General features: G+C 29.7%; 19 protein-coding genes and 1 pseudogene. 9 read left to right on the plus strand and 11 right to left on the minus strand.

Annotated features, from left to right (window positions below; all coding sequences use genetic code 11):
• Positions 1-7: 7 nt before the first annotated feature.
• From trpS to der, 3 genes are read right to left on the minus strand one after another with little or no spacing between them, the layout of a single operon-like run.
• On the minus strand, positions 8-967 hold the full coding sequence (gene trpS, locus ELQ11_RS02815; protein WP_126239878.1) for a tryptophan--tRNA ligase: 960 nt from the start codon (positions 965-967) through the stop codon (positions 8-10).
• A complete protein-coding gene (locus tag ELQ11_RS02820) occupies positions 964-1,461 on the minus strand; it encodes a shikimate kinase (protein WP_134225136.1) in 498 nt (165 codons plus the stop codon). The genes trpS and ELQ11_RS02820 overlap by 4 nt, the downstream gene beginning before the upstream one ends.
• Positions 1,448-2,830 carry a ribosome biogenesis GTPase Der gene (der, locus tag ELQ11_RS02825; RefSeq protein ID WP_070261172.1) on the minus strand — a complete coding sequence of 461 codons (1,383 nt, stop codon included), beginning with the start codon at positions 2,828-2,830 and terminating at the stop codon, positions 1,448-1,450. Before der ends, ELQ11_RS02820 begins: the two co-directional genes overlap by 14 nt.
• A gap of 101 nt (positions 2,831-2,931) precedes the next feature.
• On the opposite strand from der, the gene ELQ11_RS02830 reads away from it, so the two are divergent.
• From ELQ11_RS02830 to ELQ11_RS02860, 7 genes and pseudogenes are all read left to right on the plus strand, one after another.
• Positions 2,932-3,864, plus strand: a complete 933-nt coding sequence (locus tag ELQ11_RS02830) for a DMT family transporter (RefSeq protein ID WP_070261173.1) — start codon at positions 2,932-2,934, stop codon at positions 3,862-3,864.
• Positions 3,861-4,676 (plus strand): 3-deoxy-8-phosphooctulonate synthase, encoded by an 816-nt coding sequence (gene kdsA / locus ELQ11_RS02835; protein ID WP_052949537.1) that lies wholly within the window; start codon positions 3,861-3,863, stop codon positions 4,674-4,676. Before ELQ11_RS02830 ends, kdsA begins: the two co-directional genes overlap by 4 nt.
• The gene (gene ribE / locus ELQ11_RS02840) at positions 4,673-5,137 is read left to right on the plus strand and encodes a 6,7-dimethyl-8-ribityllumazine synthase (protein WP_002870785.1); all 465 of its coding nucleotides are present in this window, start codon (positions 4,673-4,675) and stop codon (positions 5,135-5,137) included. Before kdsA ends, ribE begins: the two co-directional genes overlap by 4 nt.
• Positions 5,137-5,535, plus strand: coding sequence for a transcription antitermination factor NusB (gene nusB, locus ELQ11_RS02845; RefSeq protein WP_052949536.1), 399 nt, complete (start codon positions 5,137-5,139; stop codon positions 5,533-5,535). Before ribE ends, nusB begins: the two co-directional genes overlap by 1 nt.
• Positions 5,532-6,209, plus strand: a pseudogene (gene pyrF / locus ELQ11_RS02850) (orotidine-5'-phosphate decarboxylase); the annotation flags it as partial. The gene nusB and the pseudogene pyrF, both read left to right, overlap by 4 nt.
• Before the next feature lie 57 nt (positions 6,210-6,266).
• A complete protein-coding gene (gene msrP / locus ELQ11_RS02855; RefSeq protein ID WP_126264455.1) occupies positions 6,267-7,160 on the plus strand; it encodes a protein-methionine-sulfoxide reductase catalytic subunit MsrP in 894 nt (297 codons plus the stop codon).
• Positions 7,160-7,732 (plus strand): sulfite oxidase heme-binding subunit YedZ, encoded by a 573-nt coding sequence (locus ELQ11_RS02860; RefSeq protein ID WP_070261176.1) that lies wholly within the window; start codon positions 7,160-7,162, stop codon positions 7,730-7,732. Before msrP ends, ELQ11_RS02860 begins: the two co-directional genes overlap by 1 nt.
• Here ELQ11_RS02860 and ELQ11_RS02865 read toward each other — a convergent pair.
• The 8 genes from ELQ11_RS02865 to rpsU all read right to left on the minus strand — a co-directional run bounded on the left by ELQ11_RS02865 (position 7,697) and on the right by rpsU (position 14,261).
• On the minus strand, positions 7,697-9,409 hold the full coding sequence (locus ELQ11_RS02865) for an ATP-binding protein (protein ID WP_126222588.1): 1,713 nt from the start codon (positions 9,407-9,409) through the stop codon (positions 7,697-7,699). The two genes, ELQ11_RS02860 and ELQ11_RS02865, sit on opposite strands and share 36 nt — an antisense overlap.
• Positions 9,409-10,233, minus strand: a complete 825-nt coding sequence (locus ELQ11_RS02870; RefSeq protein ID WP_134225137.1) for a hypothetical protein — start codon at positions 10,231-10,233, stop codon at positions 9,409-9,411. Before ELQ11_RS02870 ends, ELQ11_RS02865 begins: the two co-directional genes overlap by 1 nt.
• Before the next feature lie 10 nt (positions 10,234-10,243).
• A complete protein-coding gene (locus tag ELQ11_RS02875; protein WP_002870780.1) occupies positions 10,244-10,720 on the minus strand; it encodes a hypothetical protein in 477 nt (158 codons plus the stop codon).
• Between the two features lie 8 nt (positions 10,721-10,728).
• Positions 10,729-11,220, minus strand: a complete 492-nt coding sequence (locus tag ELQ11_RS02880; protein WP_002861136.1) for a YajQ family cyclic di-GMP-binding protein — start codon at positions 11,218-11,220, stop codon at positions 10,729-10,731.
• The gene (locus tag ELQ11_RS02885; RefSeq protein WP_052949527.1) at positions 11,210-12,145 is read right to left on the minus strand and encodes a D-2-hydroxyacid dehydrogenase; all 936 of its coding nucleotides are present in this window, start codon (positions 12,143-12,145) and stop codon (positions 11,210-11,212) included. The genes ELQ11_RS02880 and ELQ11_RS02885 overlap by 11 nt, the downstream gene beginning before the upstream one ends.
• A 2-nt stretch (positions 12,146-12,147) precedes the next feature.
• On the minus strand, positions 12,148-13,317 hold the full coding sequence (locus ELQ11_RS02890; protein WP_002870777.1) for a glutathionylspermidine synthase family protein: 1,170 nt from the start codon (positions 13,315-13,317) through the stop codon (positions 12,148-12,150).
• 9 nt (positions 13,318-13,326) lie between these two features.
• A complete protein-coding gene (locus tag ELQ11_RS02895; protein WP_072223973.1) occupies positions 13,327-13,932 on the minus strand; it encodes a UPF0323 family lipoprotein in 606 nt (201 codons plus the stop codon).
• Positions 13,933-14,048: 116 nt separating this feature from the next.
• Positions 14,049-14,261, minus strand: coding sequence for a 30S ribosomal protein S21 (rpsU, locus tag ELQ11_RS02905; protein ID WP_002780697.1), 213 nt, complete (start codon positions 14,259-14,261; stop codon positions 14,049-14,051).
• 158 nt (positions 14,262-14,419) lie between these two features.
• On the opposite strand from rpsU, the gene ccoG reads away from it, so the two are divergent.
• The gene (gene ccoG / locus ELQ11_RS02910) at positions 14,420-15,787 is read left to right on the plus strand and encodes a cytochrome c oxidase accessory protein CcoG (protein WP_072223974.1); all 1,368 of its coding nucleotides are present in this window, start codon (positions 14,420-14,422) and stop codon (positions 15,785-15,787) included.
• Positions 15,784-16,416: a multidrug efflux system transcriptional regulator CmeR gene (gene cmeR / locus ELQ11_RS02915; RefSeq protein WP_052949523.1), complete on the plus strand. Its 633-nt coding sequence runs from the start codon at positions 15,784-15,786 to the stop codon at positions 16,414-16,416. The genes ccoG and cmeR overlap by 4 nt, the downstream gene beginning before the upstream one ends.
• The last annotated feature ends 1 nt before the right edge of the window (position 16,417 follow it).

The following is a 16,417-nucleotide window of genomic DNA, read 5'->3' on the forward strand; positions in this document are numbered from 1 at the left end:
CTACTCCTTAAAGTCCGATTTTTTCATAAATTTTTTGCATTTTTTCTTGGGCGATTTTTCTTGCTTTTGTCGCACCAAAATCCAAAATTTCTTTTAAATGTGAAGGCTTTTCTAAAAGCTCATTGTATTTTTCTCTCGCTTCCTTAAAATAAGCATTTACAAGCTCGTTTAAATACATTTTAAAATGTCCATAACCCTCGCCACCTTTTTCATAGCGTATTTGTAATTCTTTTTGCCCTGCTTCATCTAAAAAAAGCTTTGCGATTTTAAAAACATTGCAGTTTTTAAAATCTTTTGGATCTTCTAAAGCGGTGCTATCTGTAACTATGGAAGAAATTTGTTTTTTTAAGGTTTTTTCACTGCTAAAAATATCTATAGTATTTTGATAAGATTTGCTCATTTTTGCTCCATCAGTACCCACAACTACAGCTACTTCTTCATTAACTCTCGCTTCTGGAAGGGTAAAAATTTCACCCCATTCATTATTAACTTTTAAAGCAATATCACGTGCGATTTCAACATGTTGGATTTGATCTTTTCCCACAGGAACAATTTGTGTATCAAAAAGCAAAATATCAGCTGCCATTAAAACAGGATAAGAAAAAAGCCCATGTGAAGCACTAAGCCCCTTAGCAACTTTATCCTTGTAACTATGCGCACGCTCTAATAAACCCATAGGAGTAAATTGCGATAAAATCCAATAAAGCTCCATAACTTCCTTAACATCACTTTGCAACCAAAAAACGCTTTTTTGAGGATCTATACCAAGGCTTAAAAAAGCCGCAGCAGCTTTTAAGGAATTTTGTTTAAGTTTTTCTCCATCTTGAGAAGAAGTCATGGCATGATAATTAGCAATAAACATAAACATTTGGCTTTTTTCTTGTGCATCTACCATTTGTTTAATCGCACCAAAATAATTACCTATATGCAAATCACCACTTGGTTGAAGGCCTGTTAATACTCTCATTTTATCACCTTTTTAATCTCGCTTAAAAGCTCATCTATATTTTTATTTTCTATATTTAAAACAAAATTTGCCTTTAGTTCATACTTGCTTAAACGCTCATTATATAATTTTTTTGCTTTAATTTCATCATAAAACAAAGGTCTTTTAGAAATTTCATTTTCATCTAAACGCTTTTTTAAATATTCAAAATCTGCTTTTAAATAAATACAAAAACCTGCTTTTTCTAAATTTGAAACATTGATAAAACCCCCACCCGTAGCGATACAAGCCTCACTACAAGAGCAAAAAAAATCCGCCATTTTCTGCTCTTGCTCTCTAAAAAATTCCTCGCCTTTTTCTGTAAAAATTTCACTGACTTTTTGATTAAATTTTTGTTCTATTAAAAAATCACTATCTAAAAAAACAAGATCTAAATCCCTAGCTAAAGCTCTTGCTAAAGTGCTTTTTCCAGAACCCATAAATCCTATAAAAACGATATTTTTAGCTTTCATCATTTTCTTTACTGCCCTTTTTACGCGAAGCAATCACTAAAGGCACACCTTCAAAATTAAATTCTTTTCTAATTTGATTTTGTAAATAACGCTTATAGCTAAAATGCAAGGCCTTAGGACGATTCATAATAAGTGCAATTTTTGGCGGTGCTAAGTCGTATTGTACTGCATAATAAATTTTAACCAATTTCCCATAATCATGCGGCAAAGGATGTGATCTTGTGGCATTTTCTATCAAGGTATTAAGCTTAGAAGTTTGGATTTTCTGAGTGAAATTTTCAAAAATTTGCAAAATTTTATCGAGTAAAACATGCACCCTTTTTCCACTTAAAGCTGATACACTAATCACGGGTGCGTAAGCTAGAAATTTAAAACGATCAAGACGCAATTCTTTTACAGTCTTATCAAAATCCATCTCACTTTTATCCCATTTATTTAAAACAATAATCACACCCAAATAATGCTTAGCCACAAGCCCAGCAATGCGTTCATCAAGCTCGTTAAAGCCCTCATGCACATCTAAAACCAAAAGTGCTATTTGAGAATGAGATAAAATTTTTTCCGTGCGATTTAGGGCAAAGCGTTCGAGTCCTTGAATTTTACCCCTTTTTCTAATACCTGCAGTATCAACAAATTCTATCACTTTATCTTTATGAACTACACTTTCATTAACAGGATCTATAGTAGTTCCTGCGATAGAACTTACAACACTGCGTTCTTGCTTAACCAAAGCATTTAAAAGACTTGATTTTCCAACATTTACACGCCCTACAATACCCACTCTGATATGATTTTGATCGACTTCTTTAAATTGAAATTCTTTTCCTTCTTCATAATGCTCTAAAAAATCTTCTAAATTTTCTTCTTCATCGGGGATTAAAAACTCTTCATGTAAAAATTTTTCAAGCCATTCATAAAGTTCATCTAAGCCTACATTATGAGTTACTGAAAGATTAAAGATTTCCTTTACGCCAAAATTTACAAACTCCCAAGCCCTTTCTTCATCTTTTTTATTATCTACTTTATTAATCACTAAGGCTATAGGTTTTCCAAGTTTTTTTAAAGAATAAAAAAACTGTCTATCCTCATCATCAGGTGCTAATTTTCCATCAACTAGATAAAGTATGATATCGCTTTCTTTGGCTACTTTTAAAGTGTTTTTTTTCACATTTTTAAAAAGTTCATCACTTTCATCAAGCCCTCCACTATCAATAAGCATGGCTTTTTTTGAATTAATATGAATTTCTGTTTTATTTGTATCTCTAGTTGTGCCTGAAATATCACTTGTAATAGCTATTCTTTGTCTTGCCATTCTATTAAAAAGACTTGATTTTCCCACATTTGGCTTACCTATAAGTATAATGCTTTGCATTTTTTTCCTAGAAAATTATATTTTTAAAATTATATAAAATTTGGCTTAATATTAAGCAAAAAAAGACTAGAATTAGCCCAGATTTTAGTCAAGGAAAAAAAATGCTAAAAGTAATCAAGCATAATTTAGGAATTTATTTCATGATTTTAGCATGTTTGGATTTTGCACTTATGGGAGCTTGTGCAAAAATTCTTAGCAAGGAAATGAGTTCTATAGAAATTATGTTTTTTAGAAATATCATAGGAATTTTTTTCATAGTCTATCTTTTAAAACGATCTAAGGCACATAAAGAAGGGGGACATTTTTGGCTCTTGGTATTTCGTGGAGTAGTAGGCACGCTTTCACTATATATGTTTTTCTATAATGTTTCAAATATTACACTAGGTGGAGCTTTTGCTTTTCAAAAAACCTCTCCTATTTTTATTACTTTAATAGCTTTTGTTGTTTTTAAAGAAAATATTGGCATCAAAGGCTGGATAGGAATTTTAATAGCATTTAGTGGAGTACTTTTAATTGCTCAGCCTTGGGCTCATAATTTAAATCATTCAGGCTTTGATTTAAAAAATTCTGTTATAGGCATCACGAGTGGATTTTTAGCCGCTTTAGCTCTTACAAGTGTAAGAGAACTTAGAAAATCTTACACTACAGAACAAATTGCCTTTTCTTTTATCCTTTTAGGAACCTTAATGCCTTTAATTTCTATGATCAGTGCTGAATTTTTTGAACCACAGCATCTTGATTCTTTACATTTAGATTTCATTCTAGCACCTTTTGTGATGCCAAGTCTTACAGCTTGGCTTATCATTGCCATTATGGGAACTTTAGGCACCATTTATCAAATTCATATCACTAAAGCTTATGGTATCGCTAAACAAGCAGGAGTAGTTGCTGGAGTTAGTTATCTTGATGTGGTATTTAGTATGATAGTTGGGATAATTTTAGGAGATAATTTACCAAGTACTATGGTTTTTTTAGGTATAATAGGCATTATTTTTGGTGGATTAATTTTAGTTAAGAACAAAGGAAAAAAATGAAAAAAATGATACTCATTGCTGGTCCTTGCGTGATAGAAAGCAAAGATTTGATTTTTAAAGTTGCCGAACAATTAAAAAATTTTAATGAAAACCCAAATATAGAATTTTATTTCAAATCAAGTTTTGATAAGGCCAATCGCACAAGTATTAATTCTTTTCGAGGTCCTGGTCTTGAAGAAGGATTAAAAATTTTACAAAGCGTAAAAGATGAATTTGGTATGAAAATCTTAACCGATATACACGAAAGCAATCAAGCAAACCCTGTAAGTGAAGTAGCTGATGTCTTGCAAATTCCTGCTTTTTTATGTCGTCAAACCGATTTACTTGTAGCCGCAGCAAAAACTAAGGCAAAAGTTAATATCAAAAAAGGACAATTTTTAAACCCAAGCGATATCAAATACAGCGTTAAAAAAATTCTACAAACCCGTGGCATAGAAGATGAAGGCTATGAAGCTGCTCAAAAAAATGGTGTTTTTGTAGCTGAAAGAGGAGCTAGCTTTGGCTATGGAAATCTAGTAGTAGATATGCGTTCTTTAGTTATCATGCGTGAATTTGCTCCAGTTATTTTTGATGCTACCCATAGCGTACAAATGCCAGGGGCTGCAGGTGGAAGTAGCGGAGGAAAAAGCGAATTTGTAGAACCTTTAGCAAGAGCGGCAGCAGCCGTAGGCATAGATGGCTTTTTCTTTGAAACACATATTAATCCTTGCGAGGCTTTATGCGATGGACCTAATATGCTTAATCTTACACGCCTTAAAAATTGCGTTAATACATTACTAGAAATACAAAATATCATAAAGGAAAACAAATGAATATTATTGAAGGAAAATTAAATTTAGACTCAAATACAAAAATTGCTATCATTAATGCAAGATTTAACCATATCATCACAGATCGCCTTGTAGAAGGAGCAAAAGATGCTTTTTTAAGACACGGAGGCAAAGAGGAAAATCTAAGCCTTATACTTGTTCCTGGTGCTTTTGAGCTTCCGTATGCGTTAAAAAAAGCTATAGAAAGCAAAAAATTTGATGCAATTTGTTGCGTAGGTGCAGTAATTCGTGGCTCAACTCCGCATTTTGACTATGTTTCAGCAGAAACTACCAAAGGCATAGCCAATGTGAGTTTAAATCATAATATCCCTGTAAGCTTTGGTGTTTTAACTACAGATACAATAGAACAAGCCATAGAAAGAGCTGGAAGCAAGGCAGGTAATAAAGGCTTTGAAGCTATGGCAACTGTAATTGAGATGTTAAATTTAAGCAAGGAGCTTTAATGGCAACGCGTCATCAAGTTCGCCAAAGCGTCATCTCCTTACTTTATGCTTTTGAATTAAATTCTCAAAACAACGTTTTTGTAAATGAAATTTTAGATGAAAAAAAAATACGCAATGAACAAAAAAATTTTACTTTAAATTTATATCATGGAATTTTAGATAATTTAAACAATATTGATGAAACCTTAAATTCATTTCTAAATGATAATCAAATTACAGCTTTAGGACATGTAGAAAGAGCTATACTAAGACTTGGAGCTTATGAGTTACTTTTTACCGATACTCCTAGTGCCATTGTTATCAATGAAGCTATAGAACTTGCCAAAGAACTTGCTAATGACAATTCTCCAAAATTTATAAATGGAGTTTTAGATGCCTTAATAAAGGCTAAAAAATGAAGCTTTGTGTCGCACTTGATCTTTCTACAAAAGAAGAATGCTTACAACTTGCTAAAGAATTAAAAAATTTAGACATATGGTTAAAAGTAGGTTTAAGAGCATATTTAAGAGATGGTTTTAAATTCATAGAAGAACTTAAAAAAGTTGATGATTTTAAAATATTTCTTGATCTTAAAATTCATGATATTCCCAACACTATGGCAGATGCTTGCGAAGAAATATCAAAACTTGGTGTTGATATGATCAATATCCACGCAAGTGCTGGAAAAATAGCCATGCAAGAAGTTATGACACGGCTTAGCAAATTTTCAAAAAGACCATTAGTTTTAGCAGTTTCTGCTCTTACGAGTTTTGATGAAGAAAATTTCTTTAGTATTTATAGACAAAAAATCGAAGAAGCTGTAATTAATTTTTCAAAAATATCCTATGAAAATGGACTTGATGGCATGGTATGCTCTGTTTTTGAAAGTAAAATCATCAAAGAACACACCCAAAGAAATTTCCTAACTCTCACTCCAGGAATTCGTCCATTTGGAGAGAAAAATGATGATCAAAAACGCGTCGCTAATTTAACAATGGCTAGAGAAAATTTAAGCGATTTTATAGTAGTTGGACGCCCTATTTATAAAGATAATAACCCTAGAAAAATTTGTGAAAAAATTCTACAAGAAATTTAATAATCATTATCCTTGTTATATTTTAATAATAAAAATTTTTAATAAGGAAAAATTATGATTATAACTCCTGAGAATTTATATAAAAAAAGAAGAGATTTTTTAAAACTTGGAGCAGGTGCTTTAATAAGTTCAAGCGTGCTTGCTTCTAAATTATCTGCTTTAAATTTCACAAACGATACTAATCCAAACAAACTTGAAATCAGCGATGAAGAACTGGCTACAAATTATGTTAATTTTTATGAATTTTCAACAGACAAAAAAAAGGCTGTATCATTAGCACAAAATTTCAACACTCAAAATTGGAAAATCGATATCAGTGGAGAAATAGAAAAACCTTTAACTCTAAGCATGGAAGATATTTTAAAATTCCCTCTAGAAGAAAGAATTTATCGTTTTCGCTGTGTTGAAACTTGGTCTATGGTGGTACCTTGGGTAGGCTTTGAATTGCGTCGTTTGATTGAAATGACAAAGCCTACAAGCGAAGCAAAATTTGTTAAATTTACCACTCTTTTAGATAAGAGTCAATTTCCCGATCAAGACGCTTTATTTCCAACTATAGACTATCCTTATGTAGAAGGACTTCGCATGGATGAAGCTATGCATCCTCTTACCTTGCTTGCAGTAGGAATGTATAAAAAAGCCTTAAAGCCTCAAAATGGCGCTCCAATACGCCTTGTTGTTCCTTGGAAATATGGCTTTAAAAGTATTAAATCTATAGTTAAAATAGAATTTACCAAAGAACAGCCTAAATCCACTTGGGAAAGTTACGCTCCAAACGAATATGGTTTTTATGCCAATGTCAATCCTAATGTCTCTCATCCTAGATGGTCTCAAGCTAACGAGAGGGCTTTAGGAGACTTCTTTACCAAGCCTACTTTAATGTTTAATGGCTATGAAAAAGAAGTAGCAAGTTTATATAAAAACATGGACTTGAAAGTGAATTTTTAATGCAGGCAAAATACTTTAAATTTCTTGCTTATTTTAGCTTTATCATAAGTTTAATTTATGGCTTTTATCATATCATAAAAGCCTTTGATTTTGTAAAAGAAGCCTATATTTACACCGGAATATTTGCTTTAATCTTTTTAAATTTAAGTCTTTTATTTTCTTTACTTAAATTTAAAAAAACAAAAAATTATCCTAAAATTTTAGGTATTTTTGCAGTTTTTTGGGCGATTTTGCACTTTTTAAATTATTTTATTTTTGATAGAAATGCTCAAATTTCAAGGCTTTTCGATGATATTTCACATCGTTTATTAGAAGCAAGTGGATTTATCGCATTTTTAATCATATTTTTAATGCTTTTAAGTTCTTTTAAAATCTTTAAAAAACTTAGTAAAATCAGAAAACTAGGATATTTATGCTTAGTTTTGGCAAGTTATCATTATTTTTTAACCCCAAAAGTTCCTATGTTTTGGGAATGGAGTGCTTTAATTATAGCTTTGTTTTATTTTATAGTTCGCTATACAAAAACATTAAAAAAGTTAAAATCCAACAATCTTACTTTTATCAAAACTTGAATTTAATTCTTTTTGTATGCTTTCTATAAAATCTTGCATTTTAAAAACCCCATCTTGTGATACAGCTACTTTCAAAGCTGTATTCTTTACTACCATTAAAATTTGTGCTCCACTTAATTCATAATTTGATAAAATATTTATATCAAAATCTTTTTCAAATAATGCTTTTTTAGGTAGAAATTTTTCCCAAATTTTAAGCCTATCTTTAAAATCAGGTTTTTTAAATTCTATCTTATAATCAAATCTTCTTGAAAATGCACTATCTAAGCTTTCTAAAAAATTTGTCGTAGCGATAATCACACCACTAAAACGCTCAATTTGCTCTAAGAATATATTTTGCATTTGATTATGCATTTTATCGCTACCACTACTTCCATCTACACGCGTACTTAAAAACTGATCGGCTTCATTGAGAAGTAGAATAGGACTTTGTTTACAAGTTTGCACGATATTTTTATAAGTATCAAAAATTTTTCTTACATTTTGCTCACTCTCTCCAACCCATTTGCTCAAAATTTTAGAACAGTCAAAACTAAGAACAGATTTTTTCATTGATTTAGCCATAGCTAAAGCTGACATAGTTTTTCCAGTACCAGCAGGACCATAAAAAATAATTTTAGCTTCTATATTTTTATTACTCTTTATACCCCAAGAATGAAGTCTTTCTAGGACTTTTTTATCTTGTTGTTTTAAAATATTTTCTAAAAGCTCTTTTGTATTTTCAGGCATAATAATATCATTGATGTCAGTGCTTGGTTCTATAAGCTCGAAAATATCTTGATCTTTTAAAACACTTTCAATTTTGATTTTTTTACTTTGTTTTGGTTCAAAATTTATAATTCTTTGTAAAATTTCATCGATAATAAAAAAACTTTTAGAAATATCTCCAAAAGCATTTAAATATTCATCATACTCGATTAAGTTTAAAAGAGGAGCATTTTCTTGTAATAGTTTTTTATTTTTATGCCTTTCTAAATCATTTTCACTGATTAAAGAAAGCAAAGAATTCATTTCTCTAGAAATCGAACTTTCATTACTTAAGGCGTATTCTTCTTTTAAAAGTGCTAGAAAAATAATTTGTTCTTTATGTTCAAGATTGTATTCTTTAAAAATATCAGCCAATACATTATAAAATTTACTTTTTTTTAGTCTTTCTTTGATATGTTTTTCATAAAGTTTAATTTGGTTTTTTATTTCACTATTATAAGCACTTTTTTGTATAAAACTTAATCTTTCGTATAATTGAATACGCACAAATTCATCTTTTAAATATTCTAAATAATCTGCATAAGCCTCTTGTTTCTCAAAGTTTAAACGAGGTTTTGCTTCTAAAAATTCTAAAAAATATTCACTTAGACTAAGCTCACTTTGTAATAAGGTAAGAGTTAATGTTTGAGTTTTATTATTTTCTAAACTTTTAAAAAAACTCGAATTTTGATTTACAAAACCTCTTTCGATAAGTTTTTTTAAATCCTCCAAAGCATCAAGATAAAGATACTTATCATTTCCAAAAATTGCCGATAATAAAGTAAAGGCATTGATAGAAGAAATAGAAACGACATAATTTCTGCAAAGCTCTCTAAGAATCAAAGCCTCATTTTTAGCACACTTAAGTTCTTTATAAATTTGAGTATCTTCTATATTTTTTAAACTTAAAAAATTTTTTAATTTTTCCATTATTTTTTAAATTCCTTAAGCTCATCTTCGTTAAATTCTACGCAAATATTTTCATCTAAAAAATGACCTTCAAAAGGTAGATAACAAATTTTTAGTTTTCCATTATTAAGCAAAAAATTATTATTAAATTGTAAATTTTGCAGATCTTCAAAACACTCATCACATGTATTTTTAAGCCTCTCATGTAAAAGATTTTGAAATTTTTGATTTTCAGTATTATACAAATCATTTAGTTTTACAAACGTGTGAGTATTAATATCATAAACAAAATTATTTAACTCTAAAATAGCACGACTCATACCATCTTCATAAAAATAATACCATTCTTCAAAACTAATTTTTCCATCTTGTAAAAAAATAGGCTTTTGGCGAATTTGTTCAAAGCTAAATACACCCTTATGGACAGGATGAAATTCTTTAAAATCATCATTAAAACCTATAAAATCAAGACTACACTTTATACGAATGCCATCTTGCGTTTCAACAAGTTCTAAAGTAGTCGTTCCTAAATTTTTTCCTTGAAAATTTTTATTATCATATGTAAGCATTTTAGAAGAATTGATTTTATATTTTTTACGCTCATCCTGCCAAAAATCATTTGTCTTAAAGAGTGGAATCTCTAAATTTCCATTTATATCATCAACAATTAAAAAACTAGAACTTGTTTGATTTTTATCCCTGTCAAAAAGTGGAGTCATAGGTGCATTATCATAAACTATGGCAAAAATTTCTTTATCCTGCAAATGATAAAAATACAATTCACCTTTATAAACTTGTGCTAAAGCTAGATTGACAAAGCAAAATACCAGTAAAAAAAATTTCAAACTCTATCCTTCAATTTTGAATATGCGTTAAGATAATTTTAGTATGTGAAATTTTATCAAAAAAACTTACTTTATTATCACAAACTTGATAAAAAATTTCATAATTTTTTGCTTTTAAATTTTGTTCAAAACCACAATCAGTTTTTTCTAAATTTCTACCCTGCCATAAAGCATTTGCCTTTAAAACATCACTTAAAATATCATCATAATATACATTTTTAAAAAATTTTTGATTAAACACTTTTTTATCATAACACACTGCATTGATGCAAATTTTATCCTTGATTTTGAGTTCAAAAAAAGCTTGCCCTAGTTTATAAACTTCTAAATTTAAAGCATTATTTTCTTTTTTTAAAAAAGCTGCATCATTGATTTTTATCATAGGAGAAGCAATCAAAACCATCAAGCTTTGACTTGAAAAATTTTGATTTTTCACACTACAAGCACAAAGAAAAAAAATAAAACACAGAGCTAAACAATGTTTCAAATTTGACCTTATTTAAGATTTTTAAAACTGATATTTAACTCTAAATCAAGCTCTTTTACAAGCTTCATCACAGCTTGCAAATCATCGATTTGTTTTGCTACAACACGAATTTCTTCACCGCGAATCGAAGAATTAACTTTAAGCTTGCTATCTTTTATAGCTTTATTGATTTTTTTAGCATTTTCACTATCAATAGCATCGTTTGCTTTCAAATTTAAACGAAACATTGCTCCACTTTCACGAGAAAGCTCTTTAATAGCATTAGGATTAATTCCTCTTTTGATAAGTTTAGAAATCACTATATCTTTTAAAACATCAAGTTTTCCTTCACTAGAAGAACTGAGTTTAAAAATACTCTCTTTTTCGTTTAAATCAATCTCACACTTAATTCCTTTTAAGTCATAACGACTATCAAGTTCTTTTTTAGCTTGTTCAAAAGCATTTTTTAACTCTTGCTTATCTAAAGCTGCTGAAATATCAAAACTATGTTCACTTGCCATTTTCTATCCATTCTTTTAAATTATTATAAACTATATCCATTAAAGCATTTAAAGCTTCCTTACTCGCCCATGCAACATGAGGAGTGATAATAAGATTTTCTTTATTTTTAATGCTTAAAAGCGGATGATTTTTCATCATAGGTTCAATTTCTAAAACATCAAGTCCTACACGAATATTTTTTTCATCTATGATTTTAGCTAAATCATTTTCATTGATAATCCCACCTCTTCCTACATTAATCAAAATCGCATTATCTTTTAAAAGCTTTAATTCTTCAAAGGTGAGTAAATTTTTAGTTTTTTCACTTAGAGGTGCGTGAATACTTATAATATCGCAAGTTTTTAATAAATCTTTTAATTCCAAATGTACAAAATCTGCGTTTTTATTAGCTCCACTCGTAGAATAATAATAAATTTCAGCTCCAAAAGCCTTTGAAATTTTTGCCACTTCTTTACCTATAGCTCCTAAGCCTATAATACCATGTTTTTTACCGCTTAAGGTATTTAAAATTCTGCTATAATCTGTAAAAATAGGACTTTCACACCATTTACCCTCTTTACTCCATTTGTCATAATAAAGCACTTGATTTAAAAAAGCAAACATAAACGCAAAAGTATGTTGCACAACGCTCATAGTAGAATACCCAGCAGCATTTTTTACAATAATACCTTTTTCTTTAGCATACTCAATATCGATATTATTAACCCCTGTGGCAGTTTCTAAAATGAGTTTTAAATTTTTACAAGCATCAATCACATCTTTATCAATTACAACCTTGTTTGTCATGGCAACATTAGCATCTTTTAAACGCTCTATAGTTTGCTCTTTATTTGTTGTAGTATAAATTTGTAAAGAACCAAATTTTTCAAAAACACTTAAATCATAATCCCCTAAAGTTGCCGCATCTAAACAAACAATTTTCATTTCTAATCCTTTATAATATGTCCTACAAATTTAGAATAATTATCAAGCACAAGACCACCTTTTCTAAATCCTAAGCCACACCCTTCATAGGCAAAGAAAACACCTGCTTGATAGTATTCGTTTTCACATGAATTAAACTCTACATATTCTTGATAAATAGCCTTATTATTCCCATAAGGACCTACATTTTCATGCAAAGTTTTTCCATCTTTAATTATACTTATATTTGCGCCTTCTCTACCAAAAACAGGTTTTTTAACATAATTTTTACCCTCTAAAGGAGTATCTTTTGTTTCTAAAAGTAATGGATGATTTGGATAAAGCTCCCATAAAATTTTTAAAATTCCCTTAGATTGAAATAAAAGCGTATAAGCAGGATTTAAAATAATCGCTCTTTGATTACGCATGATCTGAGTTAAAAGCATAGCAAGTTCACCCTCTTCTATAGCTATATCCTCCCAAGGAATAAGCTTAAACCAATACTCATAATTTTCACCCTCTTTAAAAATTCCTTCTTCACTAAATTCTACCTCATCTACAAAGGAAAAATTAGTTTGAAAACCTGCTTCATTGGCTATATGGGAAAGTAATTTTGTAGTGATTTCTTCTTCTTTGCTTCCTGCAACACTTGAAAAAAGAATTTTCCACCCTTGGTAATGCTCTTCAAACTCTTCAACACTTTCATCAAGGGTAATAAGTCTTTTAAAATTATCCATCAAACTTTCATAAATGCTATTAAATTGTGCGCTTTCATCCATTCCATTTTGTTTTAAAAGTGCCCATTGTAAAATCGCACTTTCAAAAAGAGCAGTAGGGGTATCAGCATTAAATTCTATAAGTTTTATAGGCTTACCATCAAGCCCACCCGCTAAATCAAAACGCCCATATAAATGCCAATGAACCTCATTTTCCCAACTCATTTTAATCGCATCAATAAGATTAAAAGGGATTCCAAGCTCATCAAAACGATCATTGTCAATCACTTCTTGCGCTGCAGCAATAAACATATCATAAAGCTCATTTACCGCTTCATAATAAGCATTAGCTTCACTTTCCTTAACACAAACTAACTTATTGCTAATATAATCACTTCCATCTTCATCTGTATGCCAAGAAAAACCTATATTTTCTAAATAATCTTTTTGAAGTTTGTCTACTTGTAATAATTGCATTATTTATCCTTAAGAACCAAAAGAAGAACTAGAACTTGTGGCTTTAGAGCCTCCACTAAAAAAACCTGATTTTTTAGCACTTGAAGCGGAGCTTGTTGTACCTGCTTTATTAAAACTATTAACACTCCTTTGATAAGCACTTTGACTTGAAAAAGCACCGCGTTGTTGGTTGGCAAAATTTTGATTATTGAAAAGTTTTGAACCTATCCAACTTCCCAAAATAGCGCCTGCAGCACTTGCGAGTAAAGTTTCTCCCAAACTCAATCCTCCACTACTGATTTGTCCATTGTCTTTAGTTAAATTTGAAGTTCCATTATCAATTTTAGCTGCTTCTTCTTTAATCAAAGCATCCATTTCTTCTTTGGATAAAATTCTTTCTGTACCATTAAGATCTTTTAAAACTACCCTTGTTTCATCACTTGGATATTGATCTTTGATTTTATACTGCCCTGGAGCTGTTTCTTCGATAATTACAAAAGCTCCTTGAACATTAGCTGCTTGATTTAAAGTATCTGCATTGTCATTATTACTTCCACAACCTGCTAAAGCACCTCCAGCAACAGCTGCTAAACCACCTATCATACCAATTTGAATGATTTTTTTGATTTTTTTCATAAGTTTATCCTAAAAACAGAAAATTTAAATTAGAAATTTTAACAAAAAATAATAAATACTTTTTAATACCGAATGAAGATTTGTAGGTATAAAAAAAGCCCTTTCGGGCTTTTGGGTTAGAGTCTTGACTCGTAGCGTCTAAGCATATAAAGTCTTTTAAGCATTTTTTTGCGTGCTGAAATTTTTTGTTTTTTGCGAATTTCAGTCATAGGCTCGAAAAATCTTCTTGCTCTTACTTCAGTTACAACTAGATTTCTATCTACTTGCTTTTTGAATTTACGATACGCTTCATCAAAAGACTCGTTAGGATGCACCTTGATTCCTGGCACAGTCCTCACCACCTTTCTGTGTAAATTTTTGTTGTGAAATATAATTATAAAACACTTCTTATTAATTCTAACTTAGAAAGCATTTAAAAATTGTTTTAGTTTTTATCGGCTATAATCCTTAGTTACAAAGTGCTAAAAATTATAATTAAGGTCTAAAAATGCAAGGACACATTACAAACTATACAAAAAAACGATATTTTATATATTTAATTGCAAGTATGGTCATATTTGCTCTACCTTTCATAAGAATTAATGAAAATCGTTTTTTTCTTTTAAGTTTTGATCACTCTAAATTAAACCTATTTTTTATTTCTTTCTCAACACAAGAATTTTATCTTATGCCTTTTGTTCTTATATTTCTTTTTTTATTTATTTTTTTTATTACAACTTTAGGCGGAAGAATTTGGTGTGCTTGGAGTTGTCCACAAACGATTTTTAGAGTTATATATAGGGATATTATACAAACTAAATTTCTTAAAATTCGCAAAAATATTAATAATAAACAAAAAGAATATGAGGGACAATATTTTAAAAAATTTCTTGGAGTAATAATTTTTTATTTTATATCTTTAGTTGCTATTAGTAATTTACTTTGGTACTTTATTCCTCCTGAAGATTTTTTCAATTATATTCAAAACCCTGGTGAGCATCTACTTTTACTTGGAATTTTATTTTGCGCTAGCTTACTTTTTACTTTAGATATTACCTATTTACAAGAAAAGTTTTGTGTTTATGTCTGCCCTTATGCAAGAATACAATCTGTAATGTTTGATCATGATACAATGCAAGTGATCTACGATGAAAAACGCGGAGGTTTGATTTATGATGGACACACCAAACTTCATAAAAAACCGCCTGAAGGAGAATGCATAGGTTGTGAAGCCTGTGTTAGCATCTGTCCAACTCATATTGACATACGCAAAGGAATGCAACTTGAATGTATTAATTGTCTTGAATGTGCCGATGCTTGTTCTAAGGTACAAAGCAAATTTAATCGTCCAAGTTTGATCAATTGGACAAGTGCAAAAGCTATTGAAACGCGTTCCAAGGTTCATTATTTAAGATTTAGAACGATAGCATATTTTGTAGTTCTTTTAATTGCTTTACTGGCTTTAATCATCATGGGAAGCAAAAAAGAAAGCATGCTTTTAAATATCAATCGTAGTAGTGAATTATATAATATTTCAAATGTTAAAGGCAAATTAGTCATTTCAAATGCTTATACCTTTTTGTTTCAAAATACAGATTCTAAACCTCATGAATATTATTTTACAGCAAATTTAGAAGGAATAAATGATGGAATTGAAATCATAAGACCAAACAAACCTTTTAAATTAAAAGCGGGAGAGCAAGTTAAAAAAATAGTTGTTATCAAAGCTACAAAAAATTTAGTAAACAACGATAAAAAAGATGTAATCTTTCCTTTACATATAAAAGCTTATGCAAAAGATAATGAAAAAATTTCGGTTTTTAGAAAAAGTATATTTGTATACCCCAAAAACACTCTTACAAAGGATAAAAAATGAACTCAAATAGAACACCATCACAAAAAGTTTTAGCTAGACAAGAGAAAATCAAAGCAGTGGCCTTAGAGCTTTTTTTAACAAAAGGTTACCAAGAAACAAGTTTGAGTGATATTATTAAATTATCCGGAGGATCTTATTCTAATATTTATAATAGTTTTAAAAGCAAAGAAGGATTATTCTTTGAAATTTTAGATGACATATGTAAAAAACATTTTCATCTTATTTATTCCAAAACACAAGAAATTGAAAATGGTACTTTAAAAGAAATTTTAACTTCTTTTGGTTTAACTTTTATAGAAATTTTTAATCAACCAGAAGCTGTAGCTTTTGGTAAAATTGTTTATTCTCAAGTTTATGATAAAGATAGACACCTTGCTAATTGGATAGAAAACAATCAACAAAATTTTTCCTATAACATACTTATGGATTTTTTTAAGCAACAAAATAATTCTTATATGAAAAAAAATGCAGAAAAACTTGCTGTTCTTTTTTGTACTATGTTAAAAGAACCTTATCATCATCTTAATGTTTTAATTAATACTCCTGTGAAAAATAAAAAAGAACAAAAAGAACATGTTGAATTTGTTGTAAATGTTTTTCTAAATGGGATCAATGGTTCCAAAGCTTAAA

It is taken from the genome of Campylobacter sp. US50a (genome assembly GCF_004379015.1).
GTDB classification, from domain to species: domain Bacteria; phylum Campylobacterota; class Campylobacteria; order Campylobacterales; family Campylobacteraceae; genus Campylobacter_D; species Campylobacter_D jejuni.

What these genes read in the sequence shown, in the direction of transcription:
- nusB (WP_052949536.1), top strand. Translation starts at nt 5,137, where the DNA reads ATGGCAACGCGTCATCAAGTTCGCCAAAGCGTCATCTCCTTACTTTAT.
- ELQ11_RS02865 (WP_126222588.1), bottom strand. Translation starts at nt 9,409, where the DNA reads ATGGAAAAATTAAAAAATTTTTTAAGTTTAAAAAATATAGAAGATACT.
- ELQ11_RS02820 (WP_134225136.1), bottom strand. Translation starts at nt 1,461, where the DNA reads ATGATGAAAGCTAAAAATATCGTTTTTATAGGATTTATGGGTTCTGGA.
- ELQ11_RS02860 (WP_070261176.1), top strand. Translation starts at nt 7,160, where the DNA reads ATGCAGGCAAAATACTTTAAATTTCTTGCTTATTTTAGCTTTATCATA.
- ELQ11_RS02830 (WP_070261173.1), top strand. Translation starts at nt 2,932, where the DNA reads ATGCTAAAAGTAATCAAGCATAATTTAGGAATTTATTTCATGATTTTA.
- ELQ11_RS02895 (WP_072223973.1), bottom strand. Translation starts at nt 13,932, where the DNA reads ATGAAAAAAATCAAAAAAATCATTCAAATTGGTATGATAGGTGGTTTA.
- trpS (WP_126239878.1), bottom strand. Translation starts at nt 967, where the DNA reads ATGAGAGTATTAACAGGCCTTCAACCAAGTGGTGATTTGCATATAGGT.
- ccoG (WP_072223974.1), top strand. Translation starts at nt 14,420, where the DNA reads ATGCAAGGACACATTACAAACTATACAAAAAAACGATATTTTATATAT.
- cmeR (WP_052949523.1), top strand. Translation starts at nt 15,784, where the DNA reads ATGAACTCAAATAGAACACCATCACAAAAAGTTTTAGCTAGACAAGAG.
- ELQ11_RS02885 (WP_052949527.1), bottom strand. Translation starts at nt 12,145, where the DNA reads ATGAAAATTGTTTGTTTAGATGCGGCAACTTTAGGGGATTATGATTTA.
- kdsA (WP_052949537.1), top strand. Translation starts at nt 3,861, where the DNA reads ATGAAAAAAATGATACTCATTGCTGGTCCTTGCGTGATAGAAAGCAAA.
- ELQ11_RS02890 (WP_002870777.1), bottom strand. Translation starts at nt 13,317, where the DNA reads ATGCAATTATTACAAGTAGACAAACTTCAAAAAGATTATTTAGAAAAT.
- msrP (WP_126264455.1), top strand. Translation starts at nt 6,267, where the DNA reads ATGATTATAACTCCTGAGAATTTATATAAAAAAAGAAGAGATTTTTTA.
- ribE (WP_002870785.1), top strand. Translation starts at nt 4,673, where the DNA reads ATGAATATTATTGAAGGAAAATTAAATTTAGACTCAAATACAAAAATT.
- ELQ11_RS02880 (WP_002861136.1), bottom strand. Translation starts at nt 11,220, where the DNA reads ATGGCAAGTGAACATAGTTTTGATATTTCAGCAGCTTTAGATAAGCAA.
- der (WP_070261172.1), bottom strand. Translation starts at nt 2,830, where the DNA reads ATGCAAAGCATTATACTTATAGGTAAGCCAAATGTGGGAAAATCAAGT.